Origin of the sequence: Novosphingobium sp. ZW T3_23 (assembly GCF_044987305.1) — a bacterium.
GTDB lineage: Bacteria > Pseudomonadota > Alphaproteobacteria > Sphingomonadales > Sphingomonadaceae > Novosphingobium.
Window position 1 is genome coordinate 1 of record NZ_JBJDRF010000019.1, and the last position, 19,923, is coordinate 19,923.

Here is a 19,923-nt window from a genome sequence, read left to right on the forward strand (position 1 = left end):
CTGGACCGCCGAAAGAATCTCGCCAGCATTGCTGCGATCCTTGTCGTAGGTGATCCGAAGCTCGCGCTCGCCGGCCTTCTCGCACTTGAGGAAACCCGGGTGGCTGGGCAGCGCCGTGACGTCACGGTCGAGCGTGAGGACGAGGATCTTCTCGCGCGCCATGCCCACCAGTTCGCGCGTGGGCTTGTTGGCGATCAATTCGCCGTGGTTGATGATGGCGATGCGGTCGCAGAGTTCCTCCGCTTCCTCTAGGTAGTGCGTGGTCAGCACGATCGTCGCGCCTTCGCGGTTCAGCTCGGAAACGAGTTCCCACAGCTGGCGGCGCAGTTCCACGTCCACGCCGGCGGTCGGTTCGTCGAGCACGAGCACCGGCGGCTGGTGGACGAGGGCCTTGGCGATCAGCAGGCGGCGCTTCATGCCCCCCGAGAGCGTGCGGGCGTAGGCGTCCCGCTTGTCCGACAGGTGGACGGCGCGCAGCAGGTCTTCCGAACGGCGCAGGGTCTTGGCGATGCCATAGAGGCCCGCCTGGTTCTCCAGCACTTCGAACGGCGTGAAGAACGGATCGAACACGATCTCCTGCGGGACGATGCCGATCGAACGCTTGGCATTGCGCTGGTTGCGATCGATGTCGAAGCCCCAAATGTCGATCGAACCCGAAGTCTTGCGGACCAGCCCGGCCATGATGTTGATCAGCGTGGACTTGCCCGCGCCGTTCGGGCCCAGCAGGCCGAAGATGCCGCCTTCCGGAACATCGAAGGAGACGCCCTTGAGCGCCAGTTTGCCCTCGCCGCTTCCGGCAGGGGCATAGCGCTTCTTGAGGTCGCGGATCGAGATGGCGGCGGAATTCGAGCTGGTCATGGCCCGCATGTGGGGCAGGACGGCGCGCCAGTAAAGAGCGCGTTCGGGGTCCGTCAGGCGGCCGGGTCCTGTCTGCGCCCTTTCCCCGGCCGGCGTTCAGGCCTTCCCGGCGTCCTCGCGACCATCGAACACCGAGCGGCTCGCCTCGATCGCGGGGCGGTTGGCGAAGGCCCAGGCGCCCAGTTCCTTCACCGGCCGCGAGAGCGAATGCCCCAGTTCGCTGAGAGCATATTCCACCCGCACCGGCACGCTGGGATGCACGGTGCGCACGATCAGCCCGTCCCGTTCCAGCGCGCGCAACGTCCGCGACAGCATCTGCTGCGATATCCCGCCGATCGCGCGCTTCAGCTCGTTGAAGTGCAGGTCGCCGTCCAGCAGGGTCATGACCACCAGCATCGACCACTTGTCCCCCACGCGGCTGAGAATGTCGCCGATGACGCGGCAGGCGCCTGCCGAATGCACGACATCGGGCGCGCCCGGCTCATCGGGCACATCGAGCACGGGGGCTTGCGGCGGCTCCTGGGTGGTCACGTCCATGTTACCTGGTCCTGAAAAAATGCGCTCTTGGCGATTGTCGCGGTGCAACATAGCTAGGGGCAGTCACATTTTCAAACCTACACCCTGTTCGGGACTACTTTCGAGGTTCTCTCCCATGAAGCTTCTCCATCTCGATTCCAGCATCCTTGGTGAAAACTCGGTGAGCCGCGCCGTTTCGGCCGCCATCGTCGGAACCCTGACCAAGGCGGACTCGTCGCTCGACGTCACCTACCACGACCTCGCCGCCGAAGCGCTGCCGCACCTCACCCTCGACGTGCTCGGCAATCCGGACGGCACGCCGGAGCTGGCAGAATTCCTGGCCGCCGACGTCATCGTGATCGGCGCGGGCATGTACAACTTCACCATCCCCAGCCAGCTCAAGGCCTGGCTCGACCGCGTGCTCGTGGCCGGCAAGACCTTCCGCTACACCGCCGAAGGGCCGCAGGGCCTGGCGGGCGACAAGAAGGTCTACGTCGCCCTTTCGCGCGGCGGCTACTATGGCGAGGGCCAGCCGGCGGCCGCCGTCGAACATGCCGAAAGCTATCTGCGCGCCGTGCTCGGCTTCGTGGGCATCACCGATCCCGTCTTCGTGCTGGCCGAAGGCATCGCCATCGGTCCGGAAGTCCGCGAAAAGGCGCTTGCCGATGCCCTGGCCGAGGCCGGCGCCCTCGCCGTTCCGGCCTGAGCCGACATCACGATTGCCCCCGGCGCGCACCCTTGCGCGCCGGGAACGCATTTGCCGTCTGGAAATTGCCGCGAAGGCTTGGTAATCGGCCGATCCATGAGCACGCAGCCTGAAACCGTCTTCACCGATTCCCACCGCGTTTCCTGCGACGGGGCTTCCGACATCCGCACCGCCGGCAATTACAAGCCCGCCGCCCTCGGCCACCCCCGCGTGTGGCTGGAGATCGACGAGAAGGGCTATGTCGATTGCGGCTACTGCGATCGCCGTTTCGTGCTCAAGGGCGGCCCGGCCGACCAGCAGGCGGCCTGAACCGCCCCTTTGGCTTCCTTGCGCCGGGCTAAGGGGGTCCGGCGCATCCCTCCCCGTTTTCCTCCTCGACCGCCCAACCGGCGGTCCGGGTAATGCCGCGTAATCCAGTGCTTGCGCCATGGTCATAAACCGGGCAGCATCCCGGTCCGGGAACAGCATGTAGGAACGCCATGGACGACCTGGACCATCCCCAGACGAATGGGCCCCAGACGAATGGGCCCAAGACAAATGGCCCGAACCCGACTCCCGGCACGACGCCCGGTTTCGAGTTCAACCACCCGACCATCATCAGCCTGCTCTATCTCGCATCCTGCTTCACCGGGGTGACGGCGATCGTGGGCGTGGTGCTGGCCTATGTCTGGCGCGGCGAGGCGAAGGGCGGCTGGGAGGAATCGCATTACCAGTATCTGATCCAGACCTTCTGGATCGGCCTGCTGGGTACGATCCTGGGCATAATGCTGTTGATCGTGGTGATCGGCGCGTTGGTGCTCCTGGCCGTGGCCGTGCTGGTGATCGTGCGCAGCGTGATGAGCCTGCTGGCGGCCCAGAAGCACGATCCCATGCCCAATCCCACGACATGGTGGATCTGAACGGGGCGTATCCGCCAGTGAGCGCCCAGCGGTAACCGATTGATAACATCGGTATGCGATAGGCCATAGCGGAAGATAGCCGGGGGGCCATTGCCTGTGAACATGCTGAGAATACGCGCGCACCAGCGCTATGCCGTCCGCCGGGTAGTGGCGATTCTGCGCGGCGAGCGGCGCCTGGGCTCCGGACTACTGGTCGAGATTTCGCAGGAAGGCTGCCGGATCGGCTGCGTCATGCCCGCCGACATGTTCCCCGAACCGATCGAGAATGGCGAAGTGCTGGTGGTCGCTCCCGAAGGTGCCGATCCCTTCGAGGCGCGGGTACGCTGGAGCGGCAACGGAACTCTGGGCTTCAGACTGGTCCGTGCCTTCCATCACCACGAGCTGGACCGGCTGATTCGTACTTGCCGGGGAGAATTCGACACGCCAGAGGCTCGGGAATACGGAACCTGAGGATCGCTCTCTCCCCATGCCTACCCCCTACCGTCGGCGCGCATTTTCCGTGCCGGTCTGGATCCTGCTCCCCCTCGTCCTGATCGCGGCGCTCTATTATTGGCATGGCCTGAAGACCGGCGTGCCGGGCGGCGGCCTGTTTCCCGCTGCGCCCGATGCCGAAAGCGCCCGCTTCGCGCGCTGCTCCGGCCCGGTCCGCAAGACCTGCGTCGTCGATGGCGACACGTTCTGGTATCGCGGCACCAAGATCCGCATGGCCGACATCAATACCCCCGAAACCAGCAAACCCGAATGTCGCGACGAAGCCCGGCTGGGCGCTAAGGCGACCGAGCGGCTGATCGCGCTGCTGAACGACGGTCCCTTCTCTCTCCAGCCCGGCGGAGACGGCCGCGACAAGGACCGCTACGGCCGTGCCTTGCGCATCGTCACGCGCGGCGGCCACAGCCTTGGCATGACCCTGGTCGACGAAGGTCTGGCCGAGCAATGGCAAGGACGTCGCGGTAGCTGGTGCTGACGAAAAAGGCCAAGAAAAAGGGGCCAGGAAGCGATGCTTCCCGGCCCTTTTCAAGCGTCTGGTGCCGTCTGGTTTACTCGGCTGCTTCCGTCGCGCCGAACATGTCGGGCTCGGAACCGTCCTCGACGAGCACTTCGTCGTTCGCCTTCACCTTGCGGCGCGAATCGAAGTTCGACCACACGTCGTTCCAGTTGCCGCGCGTCGCACCCTTTGAATATTCGGTGGCGCGCGTCTCGAAGAAGTTGGCGTGCTCCACGCCGTTGAGCAGCGGCTGAAGCCAGGGCAGCGGGTGATCCTCGATCAGGTAGATCGGGTTGAGGCCAAGCTGGTTCATGCGCCAGTCGGCGATGTAGCGAATGTACTTCTTGATGTCCTTGGCGGTCATGCCGGGGACCGGGCCCATCTCGAAGGCAAGGTCGATGAAGGCGTCTTCCAGGCGGACGGTGGTCTGGCACTGGTCGGCGATGTCATCCTTCACCGCCTTGGTCAGGCAGCCGCGCTCCTGCACGAAAGCGTGGAACAGGCGGGTGATCCCTTCGCAGTGCAGCGATTCGTCGCGCACCGACCACGAGACGATCTGGCCCATGCCCTTCATCTTGTTGAAGCGCGGGAAATTCATCAGCATCGCGAAGCTGGCGAACAGCTGCACGCCTTCAGTGAAGCCGCCGAACATGGCCAGGGTGCGCGCGATGTCCTCGTCGTTGTCGACGCCGAACTTCTGGAGGTAATCGTGCTTGGCCTTCAGTTCCTCGTACTCAAGGAACATGCCGTATTCGCTCTCGGGCATGCCGATGGTGTCGAGCAGGTGCGAATAGGCGGCGATGTGCACCGTCTCCATGTTGGAGAAGGCGGCGAGCATCATCTTGATCTCGGTGGGCTTGAAGACGCGGGCGTACTTCTCGTGGTAGCAATCCTGCACTTCCACGTCGGCCTGGGTGAAGAAGCGGAAGATCTGGGTGAGCAGGTTGCGCTCATGCTCCGAGATGTTCTGCGCCCAGTCGCGGCAATCCTCGCCCAGCGGCACTTCCTCGGGCAGCCAGTGGATCTGCTGCTGCGTCTTCCAGAAGTCGTAGGCCCAGGGATATTCGAAGGGCTTGTAGGTCTTGCGGGCTTCGAGAAGGGACATGGGCGGACAACTCCGGGGGTTCGATTCGTTAAGGTCGCCGGGCGATTCGAAGGGCCGACAGCGCCCCTTCGCGCCATTCCCGGCGCATGATCCTGGAAGCACGGAGCTATCTCCATGCCGATGCCCACCACGATAAACAGATTACATCGCTTTTGGAGCGGGTTGGCCGATGCTTTTACACAAGATAAAGGCACATATGGGGGCTTGACGAATATAGGCACCCAAGGGCTTGTGGGCCACTGAAAAAGCGCGAATCGTGGAACCGCGCCGATTTCAGGGGGTTTTTCCCTCGATATCCCGCCTTCCGAAAGGATCCCGCCATGGCTTCGCCTTCCCCATTCGATTCCGCCCAGACCTCCTGGCCCACCGAATCCGGGGTCGTCAAAAAGGGCATGACCGTGATTGCAGCCGATGGCGGGGTGATCGGCGTGGTCGATCATGTCGATGGGCAGGAAGTCATTCTCGAAGGCGAAGGCGCGTCTTTCGTGGCCGTGTCGGAGATCGACGGGGTGGACGGCGACCGGATCCTGCTTTCGCCGCGCGGCGATGCCACCTTCGGACTTGGCGCCGAACCCTGAGGCTTCCACCAGCCGTGTTCCCGAAGCGATCAATGACGGAACGAAGCAGGCTGGCCGGGGGTTGGAAAGGCATCACCATCCCCGCAAAAGGAGCCCCCCATGTTCGAGAAACTGCGCATTCGTGAGCATATGGAAGTCACCGATCACACCGGCAAGCACGTCGGCACGATCGACGAGGTCAAGGACGACCAGCTCAAGCTCACCCGCTCCGACAGCTCGGACGGCGCGCATCACTATATCGCCTTCGACAATGTCGATCGCATCGAGGACAACCGGGTCTACCTGAAGCAGGGCACCCCCATCCCGATGGGCGCCGGCACGAACTGACCAGCGGGCCGGAGGCGGTTTCGTCTCGGCCTGCCCCCCCCAGGAAAACCCCGGCTTCCCAGGAGGACGCCGGGGTTTTTTCGTTCGCTCCGGCGATGGCTCGGAAGATATGATACACATAGGCTAGCATCTCTTTCCAAGCCCACCGCAGGCTGATAGCCCGATCTCACAGAACAGAAGACCGGATCGGGGAAGATGTCGTGATCGCACGTTCCAGCATGGTCGCCTTGCGGCCTATTCTCGCCCTGCTCCTTTCGCTCACCGCAGCCGCCTGCGACCGGCCCGCCCAGCCGATCGAACAGGCCATGGTGGCCGATCCTGACGAATGGCCGGGCTGGGGCCGCACCGGCAGCGAAACGCACTATTCCCCGCTCGACGAGATCGACACCGGCAACGTCGGCCAGCTCAAGCTGGCATGGCACTTCGATCTCGACCCCGGCTATACCGCCAGCACGCCGCTGATGGCCGAAGGAAAGGTGTTCCTCACCTCGGGCCACTCGCATATCCGCGCGCTGGATGCGGTGACCGGCAAGCAGGTCTGGGAGTACAACGGCGGCACCCGCGAACGGGCCACTTCGGCGCTTCAGATGTCGTGGGGCAACAAGGGCATCGCCTATGATTCGGGCCATGTCTTCCTCGTCACCACCGACGGCTACGTGATCTCGCTCGACGCCAGGACCGGCAAGGAAGTCTGGAAGACCTTCGATTATCCCGACGATGCTCCGCGCAATTCCAACGGCGCCCCGCGCGTGTTCGGCGGCAAGGTGATCGTTGGCTTCGGCGGCGGGGACATCAGCCCGGCGCGCGGCTTCGTTTCGGCCTATGACGCCAAGACCGGCAAGCTGGCGTGGCGCTTCTATACGACGCCCGGCGATACCGTTGCCCCCGGCAACGAAAAGGCCGAGGCGCTGATGCGCAAGACCTGGCCCAGCGGCTGGACCAATTCCGACGGCTCCCGTCGCGGCGGCGGCGGCACGGCCTGGAACGCCTTCAGCTACGATGCCGAACTGGGCCTCGTCTACCTCGGCATTGGCAACGGCTTTCCTTACAACCAGTCGAAGCGCAGCCCCGGCGGCGGAGACAACCTGTTCCTTGCCTCGATCGTGGCGGTGGATGCTAACACCGGGGCCTACAAGTGGCATTACCAGGTCTGCCCTGGCGAGCAGTGGGACTGCACCGCCACCACCGACATGACGCTGGCCACGCTCAAGATCGACGGCAAGGACCGCAAGGTGCTGATGCAGGCGCCGAAGAACGGGTTCTTCTACGTGCTGGACCGGGCGACCGGCCAGTTCATCTCGGCCGAGAAGATCGCCAAGGTTACCTGGGCGGATCGCATCGACAGGAAGACGGGGCGCCCGGTGGAGAACCCCGGCATCCGCTATGTCGGCAAGCCGGGACTGTTCGAACTCTGGCCCGGACCTACCGGGGCCCATTCCTGGATGCCGCAGGCCTATAGCCCGCTGACCGGGCTGGTCTACATCCCGGTGATCGAACAGGGCGCGCTCATTGGCGAGGGCCAGGAGGGCGGCGGTGAGATCAGCGCGGGCATGGGCGTGACGCTGATCCCGGAAGTCGAGCTGCCCGGCAGCCACAGGAGCTTCCTGCGCGCCTGGAACCCGGTCACGCAGTCACTCGCCTGGGAAGCGGAACTGCCGGGCAACTGGCCGGGCGGGGTGATGGCCAGCGCCGGCGGCCTGGTGTTCCAGGGCCAGATTGACGGCCGCTTCGTGGCGCGGGACGCCATGACCGGCAAGCAGCTCTGGTCGTTCAAGACCGAAAGCCCGATCGTCGGCGCGCCGATCACTTACCGCGCGAACGGACGGCAATACGTCACCGTGATAACCGGCGCGGGCGGCAATGGCGCGGGGATCAATTCGCCCGGCAATGCCGCGTTCCGCACCGACTATCGCCTGCCCCGCCGCGTCCTGACCTTCGCGCTGGACGGCAAGGATGTGATCCCGCCGTTCCAGCTTCCCGAACTCGTCCCTCCCACCGATCCGGATTTCAAGCCCGACCTCGCCCGCGCCCAGGCGGGGGCCATGCTGTTCGGCACCCGCGCATGCCTGGTCTGCCACGGCTGGAACGCGATCGGCGGCGGCGCGGCGCCGGACTTGCGCTACTCGCCCATGATTACCGATGCCGACACGTTCCGGCAGGTGGTGAAGGATGGCGCGCTGAAGATGAACGGCATGCCGCCCTTCCCCGCCTTCACCGACGAGGAACTGGAAACCATGCGCTTCTACTTGCGCGCCCGCGCGCAGGCCGCGCCGGCCGAGCAGAAAGCGCTGCTGGACAAGGCCAAGGCGGCACAGGCCAGCAACGCCCGGCCACAGGACTTCGCGGGCAAGTGGAACCTGGTCATCCAGACCCCCGTCGGCCCCCAGAAGGCAGTGATGGAGCTGAAGGTCGCGGGCAATGTCGTGACGGGTCGCATCACTGCCGACCAAGGCACGGTGGACATGGCAGGCGGCGTGAAGGACGGCCGCGCGAAGTTCCAGGGCAAGGCGTCGATGCCGATGCCGATCACCGTTAGCTACGACGTCACGGTGCGGGACGGCAAACTCAGCGGCGAAACCTCCAACGGCCCGTTCGGCAAGTTCCCGGTGACGGGCACCCGTCCCTGAGCCAGCTCCCGCCCCGCCCGGCGGCGCCGCGCATTCCCGGTCGAATGGTGGGGCGGGACTGACCGCGCCCCATCATGGACACGGGCCGCACCATCGGCACGAACAACTCCAGGATGCGACGCCCTGCGCCCCGACTTTAACTATTCTCCTGAACTAATGCGATTATCTTGTTTGATCTCGATTTATTTCTGATATGATCCGCGTGCCTGCAATCCATTGAGGGTGTAATCCTGATGGCAGCACCCAAGAAGATTTTCGTTCTCGGCGGCGACGGATTCTGCGGTTGGCCGACATCGCTTCATCTTTCGAGCCTCGGGCATGAAGTGATCATCATCGACAATTTCTCTCGTCGACGGATCGATGATGAACTGGGCGTGTGTAGTCTCACCCCCATCGTATCGATGAAGCAACGCATCGACGTCTGGAAATCCGTCAGCGGTTCCGTTCTCCGGTTTCACGAAGTCGATGTCGCAAACGACTACGCTGAGTTGACCCAATTACTTTCGGCAGAGCGGCCGGACGTCATCGTGCATTTCGCCGAGCAGCGCGCGGCGCCCTATTCCATGCGCGGCGCCACTGAAAAGCGCTACACGGTCAACAACAATGTCGGCGGAACGCACAATGTGCTGAACGCACTGGTGGAGTGCGAACTCGATTGTCATCTCGTCCACCTCGGCACCATGGGCGTCTACGGTTACGGCGGTGCGGGTTTCGAGATTCCGGAAGGCTATCTCAACGTCGATATCACCGACCGGGACGGCGGGCGCCACGAATGGGAGATTCTCTATCCCACGCGCCCCGGCAGCGTCTATCACCTGACCAAGTCGATCGATCAGCTCCTTTTCCAGTTCTATGCCCAGAACGACTGCTTGCGGATTACGGACCTGCACCAGGGCATCGTCTGGGGCACGCAGACGGAGGAAACCCGGCGCCATCCCGATCTGATCAACCGGTTCGACTACGACGGCGAATACGGCACGGTGCTGAACCGTTTTCTGGTCCAGGCGGCGATCGGCCATCCGCTGACAGTTCACGGCACCGGCGGACAGACGCGCGCCTTCATCAACATCCAGGATACCGTGCGTTGCATCGCCCTGGCCATCGCCCATCCGCCGCAGCGCGGACAGCGGGTCAAGATCCTCAACCAGATCGCGGAGACGCTGCGCGTGCGCGACCTGGCCGAACTGGTTTCCGAGGTTACCGGAGCGCGGATCGAATACCGGCCCAACCCGCGCAAGGAAGCCGCGGAAAACGACCTCGAAGTCAGCAACGCCACTTTCCGCGCGCTCGGCCTCGATCCGATCACGCTTCATGAGGGGCTGCTGCAGGAGACGTTCGAAATCTCCAGCCGCTTCGCCGACAGGGTGGATCCGCGCCACATACCCGCCCGCACCGCCTGGTCCCGGGAAGAGCGGGCGAGGCTGGAAGAACCGGACGACAAGGTCGTTCCTTTCGCCAGAGGGGCTGCGCCGGGCGGCGCCGCCTGAACGAGAACGATCCAAGCAAGGGGAATGCCGATGAGACTCTGGGGTATCGGTTTGCTGGCGCTGGTTCTGGTCGGGATACTCATCGTCATCGGGCGAACCGGACTGTTCGACGGGCTCACCGACCGAGACCGGATGGCGCTCCCCTATTTCCACGATTTCGAACGCGGATCGAGCGACTTCATCGACATCAAGGGCCGATCCGTCTTCGTGGCGCAGGTCCACCCGGACGCGCCGCTGATCCTCTCCGGCCTGCCGTCCTATGCCAGCAAGACGTTCCGCCTGCCGATCGACAGCCGCCCGGTGAGCGGAACTTACGAAATCGCCTTTCGCGTCGATGCCGCCAGGGGCGCGCAGGGCGCTCTGCGGATCACCATCAACGGCATCAAGCGGGCCGACGTGATCCTTGCCGAAGGGCGCAGCGAACAGAAGGCGCGGGTGGAACTGACGCCCAGCGAACTCGCCTCGCGCGAACTGGAAGTGAAGCTGGCACTGATCGGACGCGGGCCCTTGCAGGAATGCACGCCCAACGAGGCGATGTCGGCCGTAGTGGCGATCGAGGCGCCCAGCGGCCTTCACGTTACGCTCGACAAGCCGCTCTCCACCACGCGCGACCGCCTGGCGCTTTGGGGCAGCCTGGTGCCGGTGGACTGGGATGGGGTCGATAAGCCTGCGGACCTGCCGCGCCTGATCGCCGCCGCCCGGCTCGTCGATAAGGGCTATTCCGTTTACTTCGGAGATAAGGGCCTTTCCGGGGACGATCTGACCGACCTGCTGCAGCAAGCGCCCGACAATCGCGGCCGACGTGGCCCGCTGGCCTATCCGGTGCCGCTGTTGTCGGACGTCGCCAACGCCGGCACGCGCCGTTTCGACCGGGAGACCACCTGGCGCTACAGCTATGCCGCCGCCGACCTGCCGAACCGCGAACTGCCCAAGACGCTCGACCTGCGCATGATCATGGGCCCGATCGAGGATACCCGCACGACCCTGCTGGTCACGCTGAACGGACGCCTTCTCGCCACACGTCACCTGAGCGAGGAAGACGATCGCCTCAACCAGTCGATCGCCCTGCCGCCCGAAATCCAGATGGCGCGCAACGATCTGGAGATGACGCTGACCTCCTACGATCATGACGACATGCGCTGCGGCGCCATGCGGCTGATCGCGGCGGAAATGCTGCCCGCCACGGTGCTTCAGGGCGGCGGGCCCCGCCTGGAACTGCCGATCCTGCAACTGCGCGCGGCGCTTCAGGCCAACCCGCCCATAGCGCTTGCCAGCAGCCCCCTCACCGCACCCGACGCGCAGACTGCGGCGCGCATCCTTGCCGAACTGGCGCCCAACCGGCTGCGGTTCGAAGACCGGAACGCCCGGTCGACCATCCACGTCCTGTCCGGCGACGTCGCCGGACAGGCGGCGAAACTGCGACCGAAAGGACGGTCCTGGATCCTCCACTATCCCGAGGATCGCCGGCAGGATCTGGTGGTGGAGCCGCTCTCCCCACAGGCGCGGGGGCTTTCCGCCAGAGTGGCTGTGCTCGTAGCGCTGCTGGTGGACCTGCCGCCTGCTCCAGCGCCCGCCCCACTGGCCACCACGCCTTCTCCCCAGCCGAGTCCAACTGGATCGAAGCCGAAAAGGTGATGGACGCCGCCAAGGAACTGGCCCGGCGCGATGCGAACTTCCGGTCGGTGGACAGCCGCCCGGGCGGGCTGGCAGTTCCCGTCTCTACCTTGCGCGCACCGGCCCTGCTCCTGACGTTCTCAATCCTTTCGGTGGTGCAGCTCGCGGCATTCGAACTGGGCTGGCTCGACGCCTGGCTGCCCGCCCACGACTACGTCTTCGGCCCCTACCAGGGCGGACACGCGATATCGATCCGCACCTTCATACTCTCGTTCTATCTGGCGTTCTCGATCTTCGCCGCCGGTTCGGTCCGCGCGCGGGTGGAGTTCGCCCTCGATCTCATCCTGCGGTTTCTGGTGATCTGCGCCCTGCTCGATCTCGGCAGCGCGGCGCTGTTCGGGCTGGCCGGAGAACCCTATCCGCTGGGCGTGCTCCAGGTGATCGCAGGATTGCTAGGCTTCGGCATCTTTTCCTTCGTCATCCTGGAGCGCGGGACGATGCCGGAATCGGTGCCCGTGCGCATCGATCGGCAGTTCGCGATGCGATCGCTGATCCGGCTGGCATTTACCGGCCTTGTCGCGGCCGTCGTGTCGGTCTGGGCAGGCTTCCACGACCTGGAGGCGCTGGACGGCCTGCGAGAGGCGGCCCTGCTGGGCGGCATCGGACCCGGCGTGGTGCTGTTCCTGTTCCTGCTGTTCTTGCAACTCTATGTGATCGCCACGGTGGAGCGCCACCTGCTTTCGCGCAAGGATTTCGCCGCGCCGTTGAGCGTGATCGTGCCCGCGCACAACGAAGCCTATGTGATCGAGGAAACGATCCGGCAGATCGAACGCGCCGCCAGTCGATACGGGGCGCCGGTGGAATTGATCGTGCTCGACAATGCCTCCACCGACGACACCGCCGAAATCGCCCGCGCCGTCCTGGCCGACTGCACGGTGGCGCAAGGCCGGGTGGTGCACGTGGCGCGGCCCGGCAAGGCCCATGCGCTGAACACCGGCGTCGCCATCGCCCGCCATGCCTTCATCGTGCGCATCGATGCCGATACGCAGATCGAGCCGGACTCGTTCCGGCTGGCGATGCAGAACTTCGCCCATGCCCATACCGGCGCCGTGGGCGGCGTGCCGATCCCGCCGGGTGGCGCGCTGTTCGATGGCGGCCGTCTGGTGGAAGTGCTGCTGAAGCACAGCTACTACTCGCCCGGCCTCACCGCGATCACCGGGCTCGTCGGCATTCCCGGCATGTTCGTGATCTACCGCGCAGAGGCGCTGCGCCGCGCCGGGGCCTTCGCCGCCGGGATGAACGGCGAGGATACCGACATCTCGCTGCGCATCGCCGAACTGGGCTTTCGCACCCTGGTGGACGAGCGCGTTCGCTACGTCTCCGAAGTGCCTACCAGCTTCGCCCACTTGCGCGAACAGCGGCTGCGCTGGTTCCGTTCGATCTACCACGTCAGTTCGCGGGCGCGGACGCTGATCCTGTCGCCGCGCCTGACGATTCGCGGCAAGCTGATCCTGCCCTACATGCTGATGAACAACGCCCGTCGCGCCATGACCGTGCCGATCCTGATCTTCGGCTTCTTCGAATTGCTGATGACGCGGGCAACCAACACCCAGCTTTCGTGGCAGGCGGTTGCGGCGGTGGTGTTCGGATCGCCGATGCTGGTGGCGATCATCGCCATAACCCTGGCCCGCGAGCCCCGCGCCCTGCTTTCGCTCCCGTCCTATGCCTTCTTCCGCGGCCTTCGGGCCTGGTACACGCTGGAATCGGCACTCACGATACCCATCAACACCCGCCCCCACACGATCCGGTTGCCGGAAACCGCCATTCCCGCGCTTTCCGAACTGCCCGAAGCTTCCGAAAACCAGGAGACGTCATGACCGCCTACCGCGTCACCCCCGGCCTTCCGAAGATGTTCACGCCCTTAGCTGCCGCTGCTGCCCTGGCCTTCCTCGTGCCGACAGCTGCCGCCGCCAAGGCCGGAGATGCGTGGATAGCGGGCGATGCCTGGGTCGGCAGGGACGTCGTGCCGCCGGACGTCATCGATTCCACAGTGAACCAGGACCGCATCTTCACCGATCTCGGCACCCAGGCCAGCATCAACTACGACACCGGGCCGGTCATCCTGCGCGGCCTCGGCGGGGTGCAGGTGTTTCCCGCCGAATCCGACTACAACCGCTACCGCCTGGGCGCCGAAGCACAGATCGATATTCCGCTGGCGGCCAGGGGACGAACGCGCCTGCGGTTGATTCCCGGCTACGACTACGTCTTCGCCAACGATGGCCGGGTCTTCGACCGGGTGCGCCTGGACGGGCAGCTGATCCACCGCCACAACCCCGAGCATGTCTCGACCCTGCGCCTGCGCTACGGCTATCGCAACCAGACCGAGCGCCGCTTCACCGGCTACGACCAGTCCGAATGGATGGGCGAACTGCGCCATGTCTGGCGCCCCGGCAATGCCCGAACGCGGATTCAGGCCTCGCTGCTGGGCCTGCACAACAATGCCGAGGAAGACCGCTTCACCTACAACGGCTACGGCACCCAGATCATCGCGCGCACGCCGCTGGCGCAGAAGCTGATGGGATACGGCCGGTTGTACCTGGTCCACCGCGACTACAAGGACGATTTTTCGCGCGTCTTCCCCTATCCCCGCAAGGACACGCAGTTCCGGCTGACCGGAGGGTTGGAATACGCGCTGGACCGCCGTTTCTCGCTCTATGGCGAAGGCGGCTACACCAGCAACGATTCCAACGTGCCCACCCGTGACTATCGCGGCTTCGTGGGCCGCATGGGGGTTCGCTGGAACATCGGCCTCACCAACTGAACCCGGCAAGCTGCCGAAGCATCGGAGTTACGCAATGCGCAAAGGTTCCGCTTTTACCGCCCTGCTCCCGACAACCGTGGCGCTTGCTGCCGGCATCGCCCTGCTGGGCGGATGCACGACCGACACGGCAGGACCGGCCCCTGCTCCCGCTCCCACATCTGCCCCGTCGGCGCCCATCGGGCTGACCGGAACGTCGTGGAAATTCGTGGCCTTCCAGTCGTCCGACGATGCCCAGGGCACGACCCGGCCCGAAGAGGGACGCGACTACACGCTCGAATTCGGCACTGACGGCGCGCTCGTCCTGCAGCTCGACTGCAATCGCGGTCGGGGATCGTACAAGCTCTCGCCGAGCGACGGTGGAAACACCGGCGGAACGCTGACGATCGGTCCCATCGCCTCGACCCGCGCGCTCTGTCCCCAGCCGGACATCGGCCAGACGCTCGCCGCGCGCCTCCCCGACGTGGCGAGCTATACCCTGCGCGATGGACGCCTGTTTCTGGCGCTGAAGATGGACGGCGGCATCTTCGAGTTCACCCCACTCTGAACCCGAAGTACCGGCCGGCATCACTCTCCGGCGATGGTCATCCCATCGATCCGCAAGGTCGGAACGTTGATCGCGCGGTGCCATTCCAGATCGTTCGCGGCGGTCAGGTTCGCGAACATGGCGAGCAGGTTTCCGGCAACCGTGAACTCCGCGATCGGCCCGGCAATCTCGCCGCCGACGATGCGGAAGCCGGAAGCGCCCCGGCTGTAATCGCCGGTAACGCCGTTGACGCCGCTACCGATCAGTTCGGTGATATAGACGCCGTCCTTGATGTCGGCCATCAGTTCGGCCGGCGTCGCCGTGCCCGGCTGAAGATGGAGATTGCCCACCGAGACGCCCGGCGCGCCGCCTCCGCCGCGCGCGGCATGGCCGGTCGGCGCAAGGCCGAGCTGCCGGGCCGAGGCGCTGTCCAGCAGCCAGCCGGTAACGCGGCCGTCCTCGACGAGATGGCGCGGGCGCGTGGCCAGGCCCTCGCCGTCGAAGGGACGCGAGCGCAGCCCGCGCGGCGTGTGCGGTTCTTCCACCAGCACGATCCCCGGCGCGAAGATCTGCTCTTCCAGCTTGTCGAGCAGGAAGCTGGAGCGCCGTGCAATGGCGCTGCCCGAGATCGCCCCGGTGAGATGGCCGATCAGCGAGCCGCCCACGCGCGGATCGAAGACCACCGGCATCTGCCCGCTCGCCATGCGGCCGGGTTCCAGTCGGGCCACCGCGCGTCGGCCGGCCAGCGCCCCGATTTCGGCCGGGGGCGGCAGGTCCGAACGGTGGTGGGCCGAACGCCAGGCATAGTCGCGCTGCTTGGCTGCCCCATCGCCCGCCACGATCGAGACGCTGATCGAATGGCTGGTCGATCCATAGGCCCCGGCGAATCCATGGCTGGTGGCGAGCGCGAAGACGCCGGTTCCGGCGCTGGCGGTGGCACCGTCCGAATTGGTGGTGCCGGCCACTGCCCGCGCGGCATCTTCCGCTTCCTGCGCCACTGCCCGCAGATCCTGGGGGCTGGGTTCCGAGGGATCGAGCAGGTCAAGCTCGGCCCAGGGGCCGCGCGTCAACATCTCGTCAGGAGCCAGTCCGGCGAAGGCGTCATCCGGCGCCGCGCCCGCCATCGCGATGGCACGAGCCGCCAGTTCGTCCAGCGCCTGGGGGGAAAGATCGGAGGAGCCGATGCTGGCCGAGCGCTTGCCCAGGAAGACCCGCAGGGAGATATGCTCGCTTTCGGAACGCTCCACATCCTCCAGCTTGCCCAGACGGACCTGGATGCCCTCGGACGAACTGGCCCCGAACACCGCATCGGCGGCATCCGCACCGGCCTTGCGGGCGCGGTCGACAAGATCCTGGGCGCGGTCGAGCGCTTCCTGGGGGCTGAGCATCTGTTAGGGTCTCCACTAACCCACAGGACCGGCGCGATACCGATGGTGGGGAGCGCAGCCCTAAACCCCGAACCGGCGAAGCGCAAACCTCCCGTGCCCGGCTGGAGTCTGATTGAAAAATGCCGGCAGGCGAATTTTCAAACCCTCACGCCGTCAGCAGCGACAGCCCCTTGAACAGGCCGGTGATCGCGAAGGGCAATCCGATCGCCAGCAGCCACAGCAGCAGGCGGTCACGACGGTAGTAGCGGCCCAGCGCGGGGTCGTGGGCCTGCTCGTCGTCGAGGCGGTTCCAGCGCGCCTCGAAGCGGCGGCAGGCGGGGATGATCGCCACCACCAAGATCACCAGCGCCAGGTAAGGCAGCAGCGACTCGCCATGGGCCTTGAGTGCGCCCACGGTGACGAAAATCTGCAGCGCGGTGTATACCAGCAGCGCGTAAGCGATGTTGTCGCTCATCTTGCGGCGCCAATCCGCCTTGACCCATTCGTGCATGGAGCTGCCTTCGGGTGCGACCGGCTTATCCGGCAGAGCGCCGGGCAACGACATTCCGGCACCTCTACCCTCGAAAATCCGAGCATTTGGTGCTGCGTCCCGTTTGCCGATCCTGCTCATCCTGGCTGTCCCGTTCTTGTGTGCGACCTCGATCTATCTCGTAACCAATAGACCACTTGCACGTAGAGATTTCAAGTTGGGGGAATAACGGGCAACAATCTTGCCTGTTTCATCGCGGTACAGGCAAATGCGCCGGACCATGCAGGAAACCTGCCAATCGGCGTCATATCCGTCGATTTGCCGACTTGCCGAGATAGTCGGGCGTGCGTAAACCGCTCTGAACATGACCGGAACCACCGACCTTCCCCAGCAGCCGGCTCAGATGGAACCGGCCCATCACGTTCCTACCGTCGCCGAAGCCGGCGGGCTCGAAGTGATCTCGATCGCCAAGAGCTACGACAAGCGCGCCGTCCTTACCGACATTTCGCTTTCGGTCGCCAAGGGCGAAGTTCTGGGGCTGCTCGGGCCGAACGGCGCGGGCAAGACCACCTGCTTCTATTCGATCATGGGCCTCGTCCGCCCTGATTCCGGCCGCATCCTGATGGACGGCGTGGATGTCACCCGCCTGCCGATGTACCGTCGCGCCATTCTGGGCCTGGGCTACCTGCCGCAGGAAACCTCGATCTTCCGGGGCCTTACGGTGGAACAGAACATCAGCGCCGTGCTCGAACTCAACGAACCGGACAAGAATGTGCGCGCCAGCGAACTGGAACGCCTGCTCGAAGAATTCGGCCTCACCCGCCTGCGCTCCAGCCCTGCCATGGCCCTGTCCGGCGGTGAGCGCCGCCGCTGCGAAATCGCCCGCGCCCTGGCCGCCAAGCCGTCGATCATGCTGCTGGACGAACCGTTCGCGGGCATCGACCCGCTGTCCATCTCCGACATTCGCGATCTGGTGAAGGATCTCAAGACGCGCGGCATCGGCGTTCTGATCACCGACCACAACGTGCGCGAAACGCTGGACATCGTGGACCGCGCCTGCATCATCTACGGCGGTCAGGTGCTGTTTGCCGGCAGCCCGGAAGCGCTCGTCGCGGATGAAAACGTGCGCCGGCTCTATCTCGGCGAAGGCTTCACGCTGTGACCCTCGCGGCAGGCTCAAGCCTGTCGAAAGGCGTTTGCCTGCAGGGCCGCTAGGCCGTGGCCGTCGGACCCCGGCTGGATCTCCGGCCAAGACAGTCTCTAAGCCAGTCCCTGGTCATGACGCCGCAGCTTCAGCAGGCGATCAAGCTGCTGGCGCTGTCCAACCTCGAAATCGAGACTTTCATCGGCGAATCGCTGGAGGCCAACCCCCTGCTGGACGTGGGCGGAGAGCCCATGCCCCCAGTTGCAGAGGCTGTCGCCGAGGCAGTGGATGCCCCAGACGAGGCACGACGCACCAGCCTCGAAGGGTCCGCCGTCGATCGGCTAATCGGTGAGGGCCGGGGCGAGGACGACCGGCCTCTGGATATCGATACCACCGCGCTGGACCGCGATCGCGACACCGGCGAATGGTCGGCCGACCTGCGCCAAGGATCGGCGGCGGGTGACGATCTTCCCGGCATAGAAGAGCGCGCCCGGAACGAAACCACGCTGGTCGAGCACCTCGAAAGCCAGGTCGGCACGGCTACCGGCGACCCGCTGGTGGCGGGTATAGCGCGCTATCTCATCGGCCTCCTCGACGAGGCCGGCTATCTGCCGGTCACTCTGGCCGAAGTCGCCGAGGATCTCGGCGTGGACATCGCGGAGGCCCAGGCCGCGTTGAAGGCGGTGCAATCGCTCGATCCCACCGGGGTCGGCGCGCGCACCCTGTCCGAATGCATCGCCCTTCAGGCGCGCGAGGCGGATCGCCACGACCCTTGGATGGCGCGGCTGATCGACAACCTCGACGTACTGGCGCGCGGCGACCTCGCCCGTCTCAAGCGAATCTGCGGCGTGGACGACGAGGATTTCGCCGACATGCTGGCCGAACTGCGCGGATACGATCCCAAGCCCGGCCTGCGTTTCGGCGGCGAGGCCGGCTCTGCGGTCACGCCCGATATCCTTGTCACCGCCCATCCCGAGCAGGGGGGACCGGGAGGCTGGAACGTGGCGATCAACCAGGCCAGCCTGCCGCGCCTGATCGTCAATCGCAGCTACTATGTGGAGCTGCGAGGAAATTGCGCAGACAAGGGCTCGCGGGCCTGGCTCTCGGAAAAACTGGCCGATGCGAACTGGCTGATAAAGGCGCTGGACCAGCGGCAAAAAACCATTCTCAAGGTTGCCAGCGAACTGGTCAAACAGCAGGAAGGCTTCTTCAGGCAGGGCATCTCGCAGCTCCGCCCGCTGACCCTGCGGACCGTGGCCGAGGCCATCGGCATGCACGAATCGACCGTTAGCCGCGTGACTTCCAACAAGTACCTGAACTGTCCGCGCGGCACTTACGAGCTGAAGTTCTTCTTTTCCTCGGGCGTGGCCGCCGCAGACGGCGAGGGCGCCTCGGCCGAGGCGGTGAAGGCCGCCATCCGCCAGTTCATCGATGCCGAGAATCCGAAGGCGATCCTGTCGGACGATGCCCTGGTGGACCTGCTGAAGGGCAAGGGCTTCGAGCTCGCCCGGCGCACCGTGGCGAAGTATCGCGAGGCGATCGGGCTGGGCAGCTCGGTGCAACGCCGTCGGCAGAAGGCCCTGGCCGCCATGCGATGAGGATGGGTTTGAAAATTCGCGAAACGCGAATTTGAGCGGCACCGGCCCGCGCCCCCTCCCTACCACCCAACGGTAGTATCCTGCGGGTGGTAGGGTGGGGGCGCCTGAGAAATACACGGGGCCGGTGCCGCTCTAAAATGCCCCTGCGGGGCATTTTGCAAACACGCGTTAATTACTTGTCACGGTTAGTATATTCTTGTTTGATTTGTATCGAAACGTGATAGCTTCAGAGCCATGAAGTGTTCCGGACTTGCGATGAATTGCAAGTTACGGCGTCG

20 protein-coding genes are annotated in these 19,923 nt (G+C 65.1%); 15 read left to right on the top strand and 5 right to left on the bottom strand.

Annotated features, from left to right (window positions below; genetic code table 11):
• The coding region (locus ACI3K3_RS11865) for an ABC transporter ATP-binding protein (RefSeq protein WP_404913869.1) at positions 1-858 on the bottom strand (858 nt) is incomplete at its 3' end.
• Between the two features lie 96 nt (positions 859-954).
• Entirely contained in the window at positions 955-1,395 is a 441-nt protein-coding gene (locus ACI3K3_RS11870; RefSeq protein WP_404913870.1) for a winged helix-turn-helix transcriptional regulator, read from the bottom strand.
• 115 nt (positions 1,396-1,510) lie between these two features.
• Here ACI3K3_RS11870 and ACI3K3_RS11875 point away from each other — a divergent pair, with 115 nt between their 5' ends.
• The 5 genes from ACI3K3_RS11875 to ACI3K3_RS11895 all read left to right on the top strand — a co-directional run bounded on the left by ACI3K3_RS11875 (position 1,511) and on the right by ACI3K3_RS11895 (position 3,943).
• The gene (locus tag ACI3K3_RS11875) at positions 1,511-2,080 is read left to right on the top strand and encodes an FMN-dependent NADH-azoreductase (RefSeq protein ID WP_404913871.1); all 570 of its coding nucleotides are present in this window, start codon (positions 1,511-1,513) and stop codon (positions 2,078-2,080) included.
• Between the two features lie 96 nt (positions 2,081-2,176).
• Entirely contained in the window at positions 2,177-2,389 is a 213-nt protein-coding gene (locus ACI3K3_RS11880) for a zinc-finger domain-containing protein (RefSeq protein WP_404913872.1), read from the top strand.
• 170 nt (positions 2,390-2,559) lie between these two features.
• Positions 2,560-2,979: a DUF4870 family protein gene (locus tag ACI3K3_RS11885; protein WP_404913873.1), complete on the top strand. Its 420-nt coding sequence runs from the start codon at positions 2,560-2,562 to the stop codon at positions 2,977-2,979.
• Between the two features lie 102 nt (positions 2,980-3,081).
• Positions 3,082-3,429 carry a PilZ domain-containing protein gene (locus tag ACI3K3_RS11890; protein ID WP_404913874.1) on the top strand — a complete coding sequence of 116 codons (348 nt, stop codon included), beginning with the start codon at positions 3,082-3,084 and terminating at the stop codon, positions 3,427-3,429.
• Between the two features lie 16 nt (positions 3,430-3,445).
• Positions 3,446-3,943 (top strand): thermonuclease family protein, encoded by a 498-nt coding sequence (locus ACI3K3_RS11895; protein WP_404913875.1) that lies wholly within the window; start codon positions 3,446-3,448, stop codon positions 3,941-3,943.
• 73 nt (positions 3,944-4,016) lie between these two features.
• On the opposite strand, the gene ACI3K3_RS11900 is transcribed toward ACI3K3_RS11895, so the two are convergent.
• A complete protein-coding gene (locus ACI3K3_RS11900) occupies positions 4,017-5,069 on the bottom strand; it encodes a ribonucleotide-diphosphate reductase subunit beta (RefSeq protein ID WP_404913876.1) in 1,053 nt (350 codons plus the stop codon).
• Between the two features lie 320 nt (positions 5,070-5,389).
• On the opposite strand from ACI3K3_RS11900, the gene ACI3K3_RS11905 reads away from it, so the two are divergent.
• The 8 genes from ACI3K3_RS11905 (at position 5,390) to ACI3K3_RS11940 (ending at position 15,067) form a co-directional block, all read left to right on the top strand.
• Positions 5,390-5,647 (top strand): DUF2171 domain-containing protein, encoded by a 258-nt coding sequence (locus ACI3K3_RS11905; protein ID WP_404913877.1) that lies wholly within the window; start codon positions 5,390-5,392, stop codon positions 5,645-5,647.
• Between the two features lie 99 nt (positions 5,648-5,746).
• Positions 5,747-5,974 carry a DUF2171 domain-containing protein gene (locus ACI3K3_RS11910; RefSeq protein ID WP_404913878.1) on the top strand — a complete coding sequence of 76 codons (228 nt, stop codon included), beginning with the start codon at positions 5,747-5,749 and terminating at the stop codon, positions 5,972-5,974.
• Positions 5,975-6,174: 200 nt separating this feature from the next.
• Positions 6,175-8,601, top strand: a complete 2,427-nt coding sequence (locus tag ACI3K3_RS11915) for a PQQ-dependent dehydrogenase, methanol/ethanol family (RefSeq protein WP_404913879.1) — start codon at positions 6,175-6,177, stop codon at positions 8,599-8,601.
• A 233-nt stretch (positions 8,602-8,834) separates the two neighbouring features.
• A complete protein-coding gene (locus tag ACI3K3_RS11920) occupies positions 8,835-10,088 on the top strand; it encodes an NAD-dependent epimerase/dehydratase family protein (RefSeq protein ID WP_404913880.1) in 1,254 nt (417 codons plus the stop codon).
• A 30-nt stretch (positions 10,089-10,118) separates the two neighbouring features.
• Entirely contained in the window at positions 10,119-11,723 is a 1,605-nt protein-coding gene (locus ACI3K3_RS11925) for a hypothetical protein (protein ID WP_404913881.1), read from the top strand.
• Positions 11,723-13,579 carry a glycosyltransferase gene (locus ACI3K3_RS11930; RefSeq protein WP_404913882.1) on the top strand — a complete coding sequence of 619 codons (1,857 nt, stop codon included), beginning with the start codon at positions 11,723-11,725 and terminating at the stop codon, positions 13,577-13,579. Before ACI3K3_RS11925 ends, ACI3K3_RS11930 begins: the two co-directional genes overlap by 1 nt.
• Positions 13,576-14,523, top strand: coding sequence for a hypothetical protein (locus tag ACI3K3_RS11935; RefSeq protein ID WP_404913883.1), 948 nt, complete (start codon positions 13,576-13,578; stop codon positions 14,521-14,523). The genes ACI3K3_RS11930 and ACI3K3_RS11935 overlap by 4 nt, the downstream gene beginning before the upstream one ends.
• Positions 14,524-14,557: 34 nt before the next feature.
• Positions 14,558-15,067 carry an META domain-containing protein gene (locus tag ACI3K3_RS11940; RefSeq protein WP_404913884.1) on the top strand — a complete coding sequence of 170 codons (510 nt, stop codon included), beginning with the start codon at positions 14,558-14,560 and terminating at the stop codon, positions 15,065-15,067.
• Positions 15,068-15,087: 20 nt separating this feature from the next.
• Here ACI3K3_RS11940 and ACI3K3_RS11945 read toward each other — a convergent pair whose 3' ends face one another.
• Both ACI3K3_RS11945 and ACI3K3_RS11950 read right to left on the bottom strand, forming a co-directional pair.
• Positions 15,088-16,434 carry a TldD/PmbA family protein gene (locus tag ACI3K3_RS11945; RefSeq protein WP_404913885.1) on the bottom strand — a complete coding sequence of 449 codons (1,347 nt, stop codon included), beginning with the start codon at positions 16,432-16,434 and terminating at the stop codon, positions 15,088-15,090.
• Between the two features lie 145 nt (positions 16,435-16,579).
• Positions 16,580-16,978 carry a hypothetical protein gene (locus ACI3K3_RS11950; protein WP_404913886.1) on the bottom strand — a complete coding sequence of 133 codons (399 nt, stop codon included), beginning with the start codon at positions 16,976-16,978 and terminating at the stop codon, positions 16,580-16,582.
• A 289-nt stretch (positions 16,979-17,267) separates the two neighbouring features.
• Between ACI3K3_RS11950 and lptB the strand changes: the two genes are divergently transcribed.
• On the top strand, positions 17,268-18,065 hold the full coding sequence (lptB, locus tag ACI3K3_RS11955; protein WP_404913887.1) for an LPS export ABC transporter ATP-binding protein: 798 nt from the start codon (positions 17,268-17,270) through the stop codon (positions 18,063-18,065).
• Positions 18,066-18,121: 56 nt separating this feature from the next.
• Positions 18,122-19,645 carry an RNA polymerase factor sigma-54 gene (rpoN, locus tag ACI3K3_RS11960; RefSeq protein WP_404913888.1) on the top strand — a complete coding sequence of 508 codons (1,524 nt, stop codon included), beginning with the start codon at positions 18,122-18,124 and terminating at the stop codon, positions 19,643-19,645.
• The last annotated feature ends 278 nt before the right edge of the window (positions 19,646-19,923 follow it).

Excerpts from the sequence above, each read along its gene's own strand:
- ACI3K3_RS11870 (WP_404913870.1), bottom strand. The coding sequence starts at position 1,395 with ATGGACGTGACCACCCAGGAGCCGCCGCAAGCCCCCGTGCTCGATGTG.
- ACI3K3_RS11875 (WP_404913871.1), top strand. The coding sequence starts at position 1,511 with ATGAAGCTTCTCCATCTCGATTCCAGCATCCTTGGTGAAAACTCGGTG.
- ACI3K3_RS11880 (WP_404913872.1), top strand. The coding sequence starts at position 2,177 with ATGAGCACGCAGCCTGAAACCGTCTTCACCGATTCCCACCGCGTTTCC.
- ACI3K3_RS11885 (WP_404913873.1), top strand. The coding sequence starts at position 2,560 with ATGGACGACCTGGACCATCCCCAGACGAATGGGCCCCAGACGAATGGG.
- ACI3K3_RS11890 (WP_404913874.1), top strand. The coding sequence starts at position 3,082 with ATGCTGAGAATACGCGCGCACCAGCGCTATGCCGTCCGCCGGGTAGTG.
- ACI3K3_RS11895 (WP_404913875.1), top strand. The coding sequence starts at position 3,446 with ATGCCTACCCCCTACCGTCGGCGCGCATTTTCCGTGCCGGTCTGGATC.
- ACI3K3_RS11900 (WP_404913876.1), bottom strand. The coding sequence starts at position 5,069 with ATGTCCCTTCTCGAAGCCCGCAAGACCTACAAGCCCTTCGAATATCCC.
- ACI3K3_RS11905 (WP_404913877.1), top strand. The coding sequence starts at position 5,390 with ATGGCTTCGCCTTCCCCATTCGATTCCGCCCAGACCTCCTGGCCCACC.
- ACI3K3_RS11910 (WP_404913878.1), top strand. The coding sequence starts at position 5,747 with ATGTTCGAGAAACTGCGCATTCGTGAGCATATGGAAGTCACCGATCAC.
- ACI3K3_RS11920 (WP_404913880.1), top strand. The coding sequence starts at position 8,835 with ATGGCAGCACCCAAGAAGATTTTCGTTCTCGGCGGCGACGGATTCTGC.
- ACI3K3_RS11925 (WP_404913881.1), top strand. The coding sequence starts at position 10,119 with ATGAGACTCTGGGGTATCGGTTTGCTGGCGCTGGTTCTGGTCGGGATA.
- ACI3K3_RS11930 (WP_404913882.1), top strand. The coding sequence starts at position 11,723 with ATGGACGCCGCCAAGGAACTGGCCCGGCGCGATGCGAACTTCCGGTCG.
- ACI3K3_RS11935 (WP_404913883.1), top strand. The coding sequence starts at position 13,576 with ATGACCGCCTACCGCGTCACCCCCGGCCTTCCGAAGATGTTCACGCCC.
- ACI3K3_RS11940 (WP_404913884.1), top strand. The coding sequence starts at position 14,558 with ATGCGCAAAGGTTCCGCTTTTACCGCCCTGCTCCCGACAACCGTGGCG.
- ACI3K3_RS11945 (WP_404913885.1), bottom strand. The coding sequence starts at position 16,434 with ATGCTCAGCCCCCAGGAAGCGCTCGACCGCGCCCAGGATCTTGTCGAC.
- ACI3K3_RS11950 (WP_404913886.1), bottom strand. The coding sequence starts at position 16,978 with ATGTCGTTGCCCGGCGCTCTGCCGGATAAGCCGGTCGCACCCGAAGGC.
- lptB (WP_404913887.1), top strand. The coding sequence starts at position 17,268 with ATGACCGGAACCACCGACCTTCCCCAGCAGCCGGCTCAGATGGAACCG.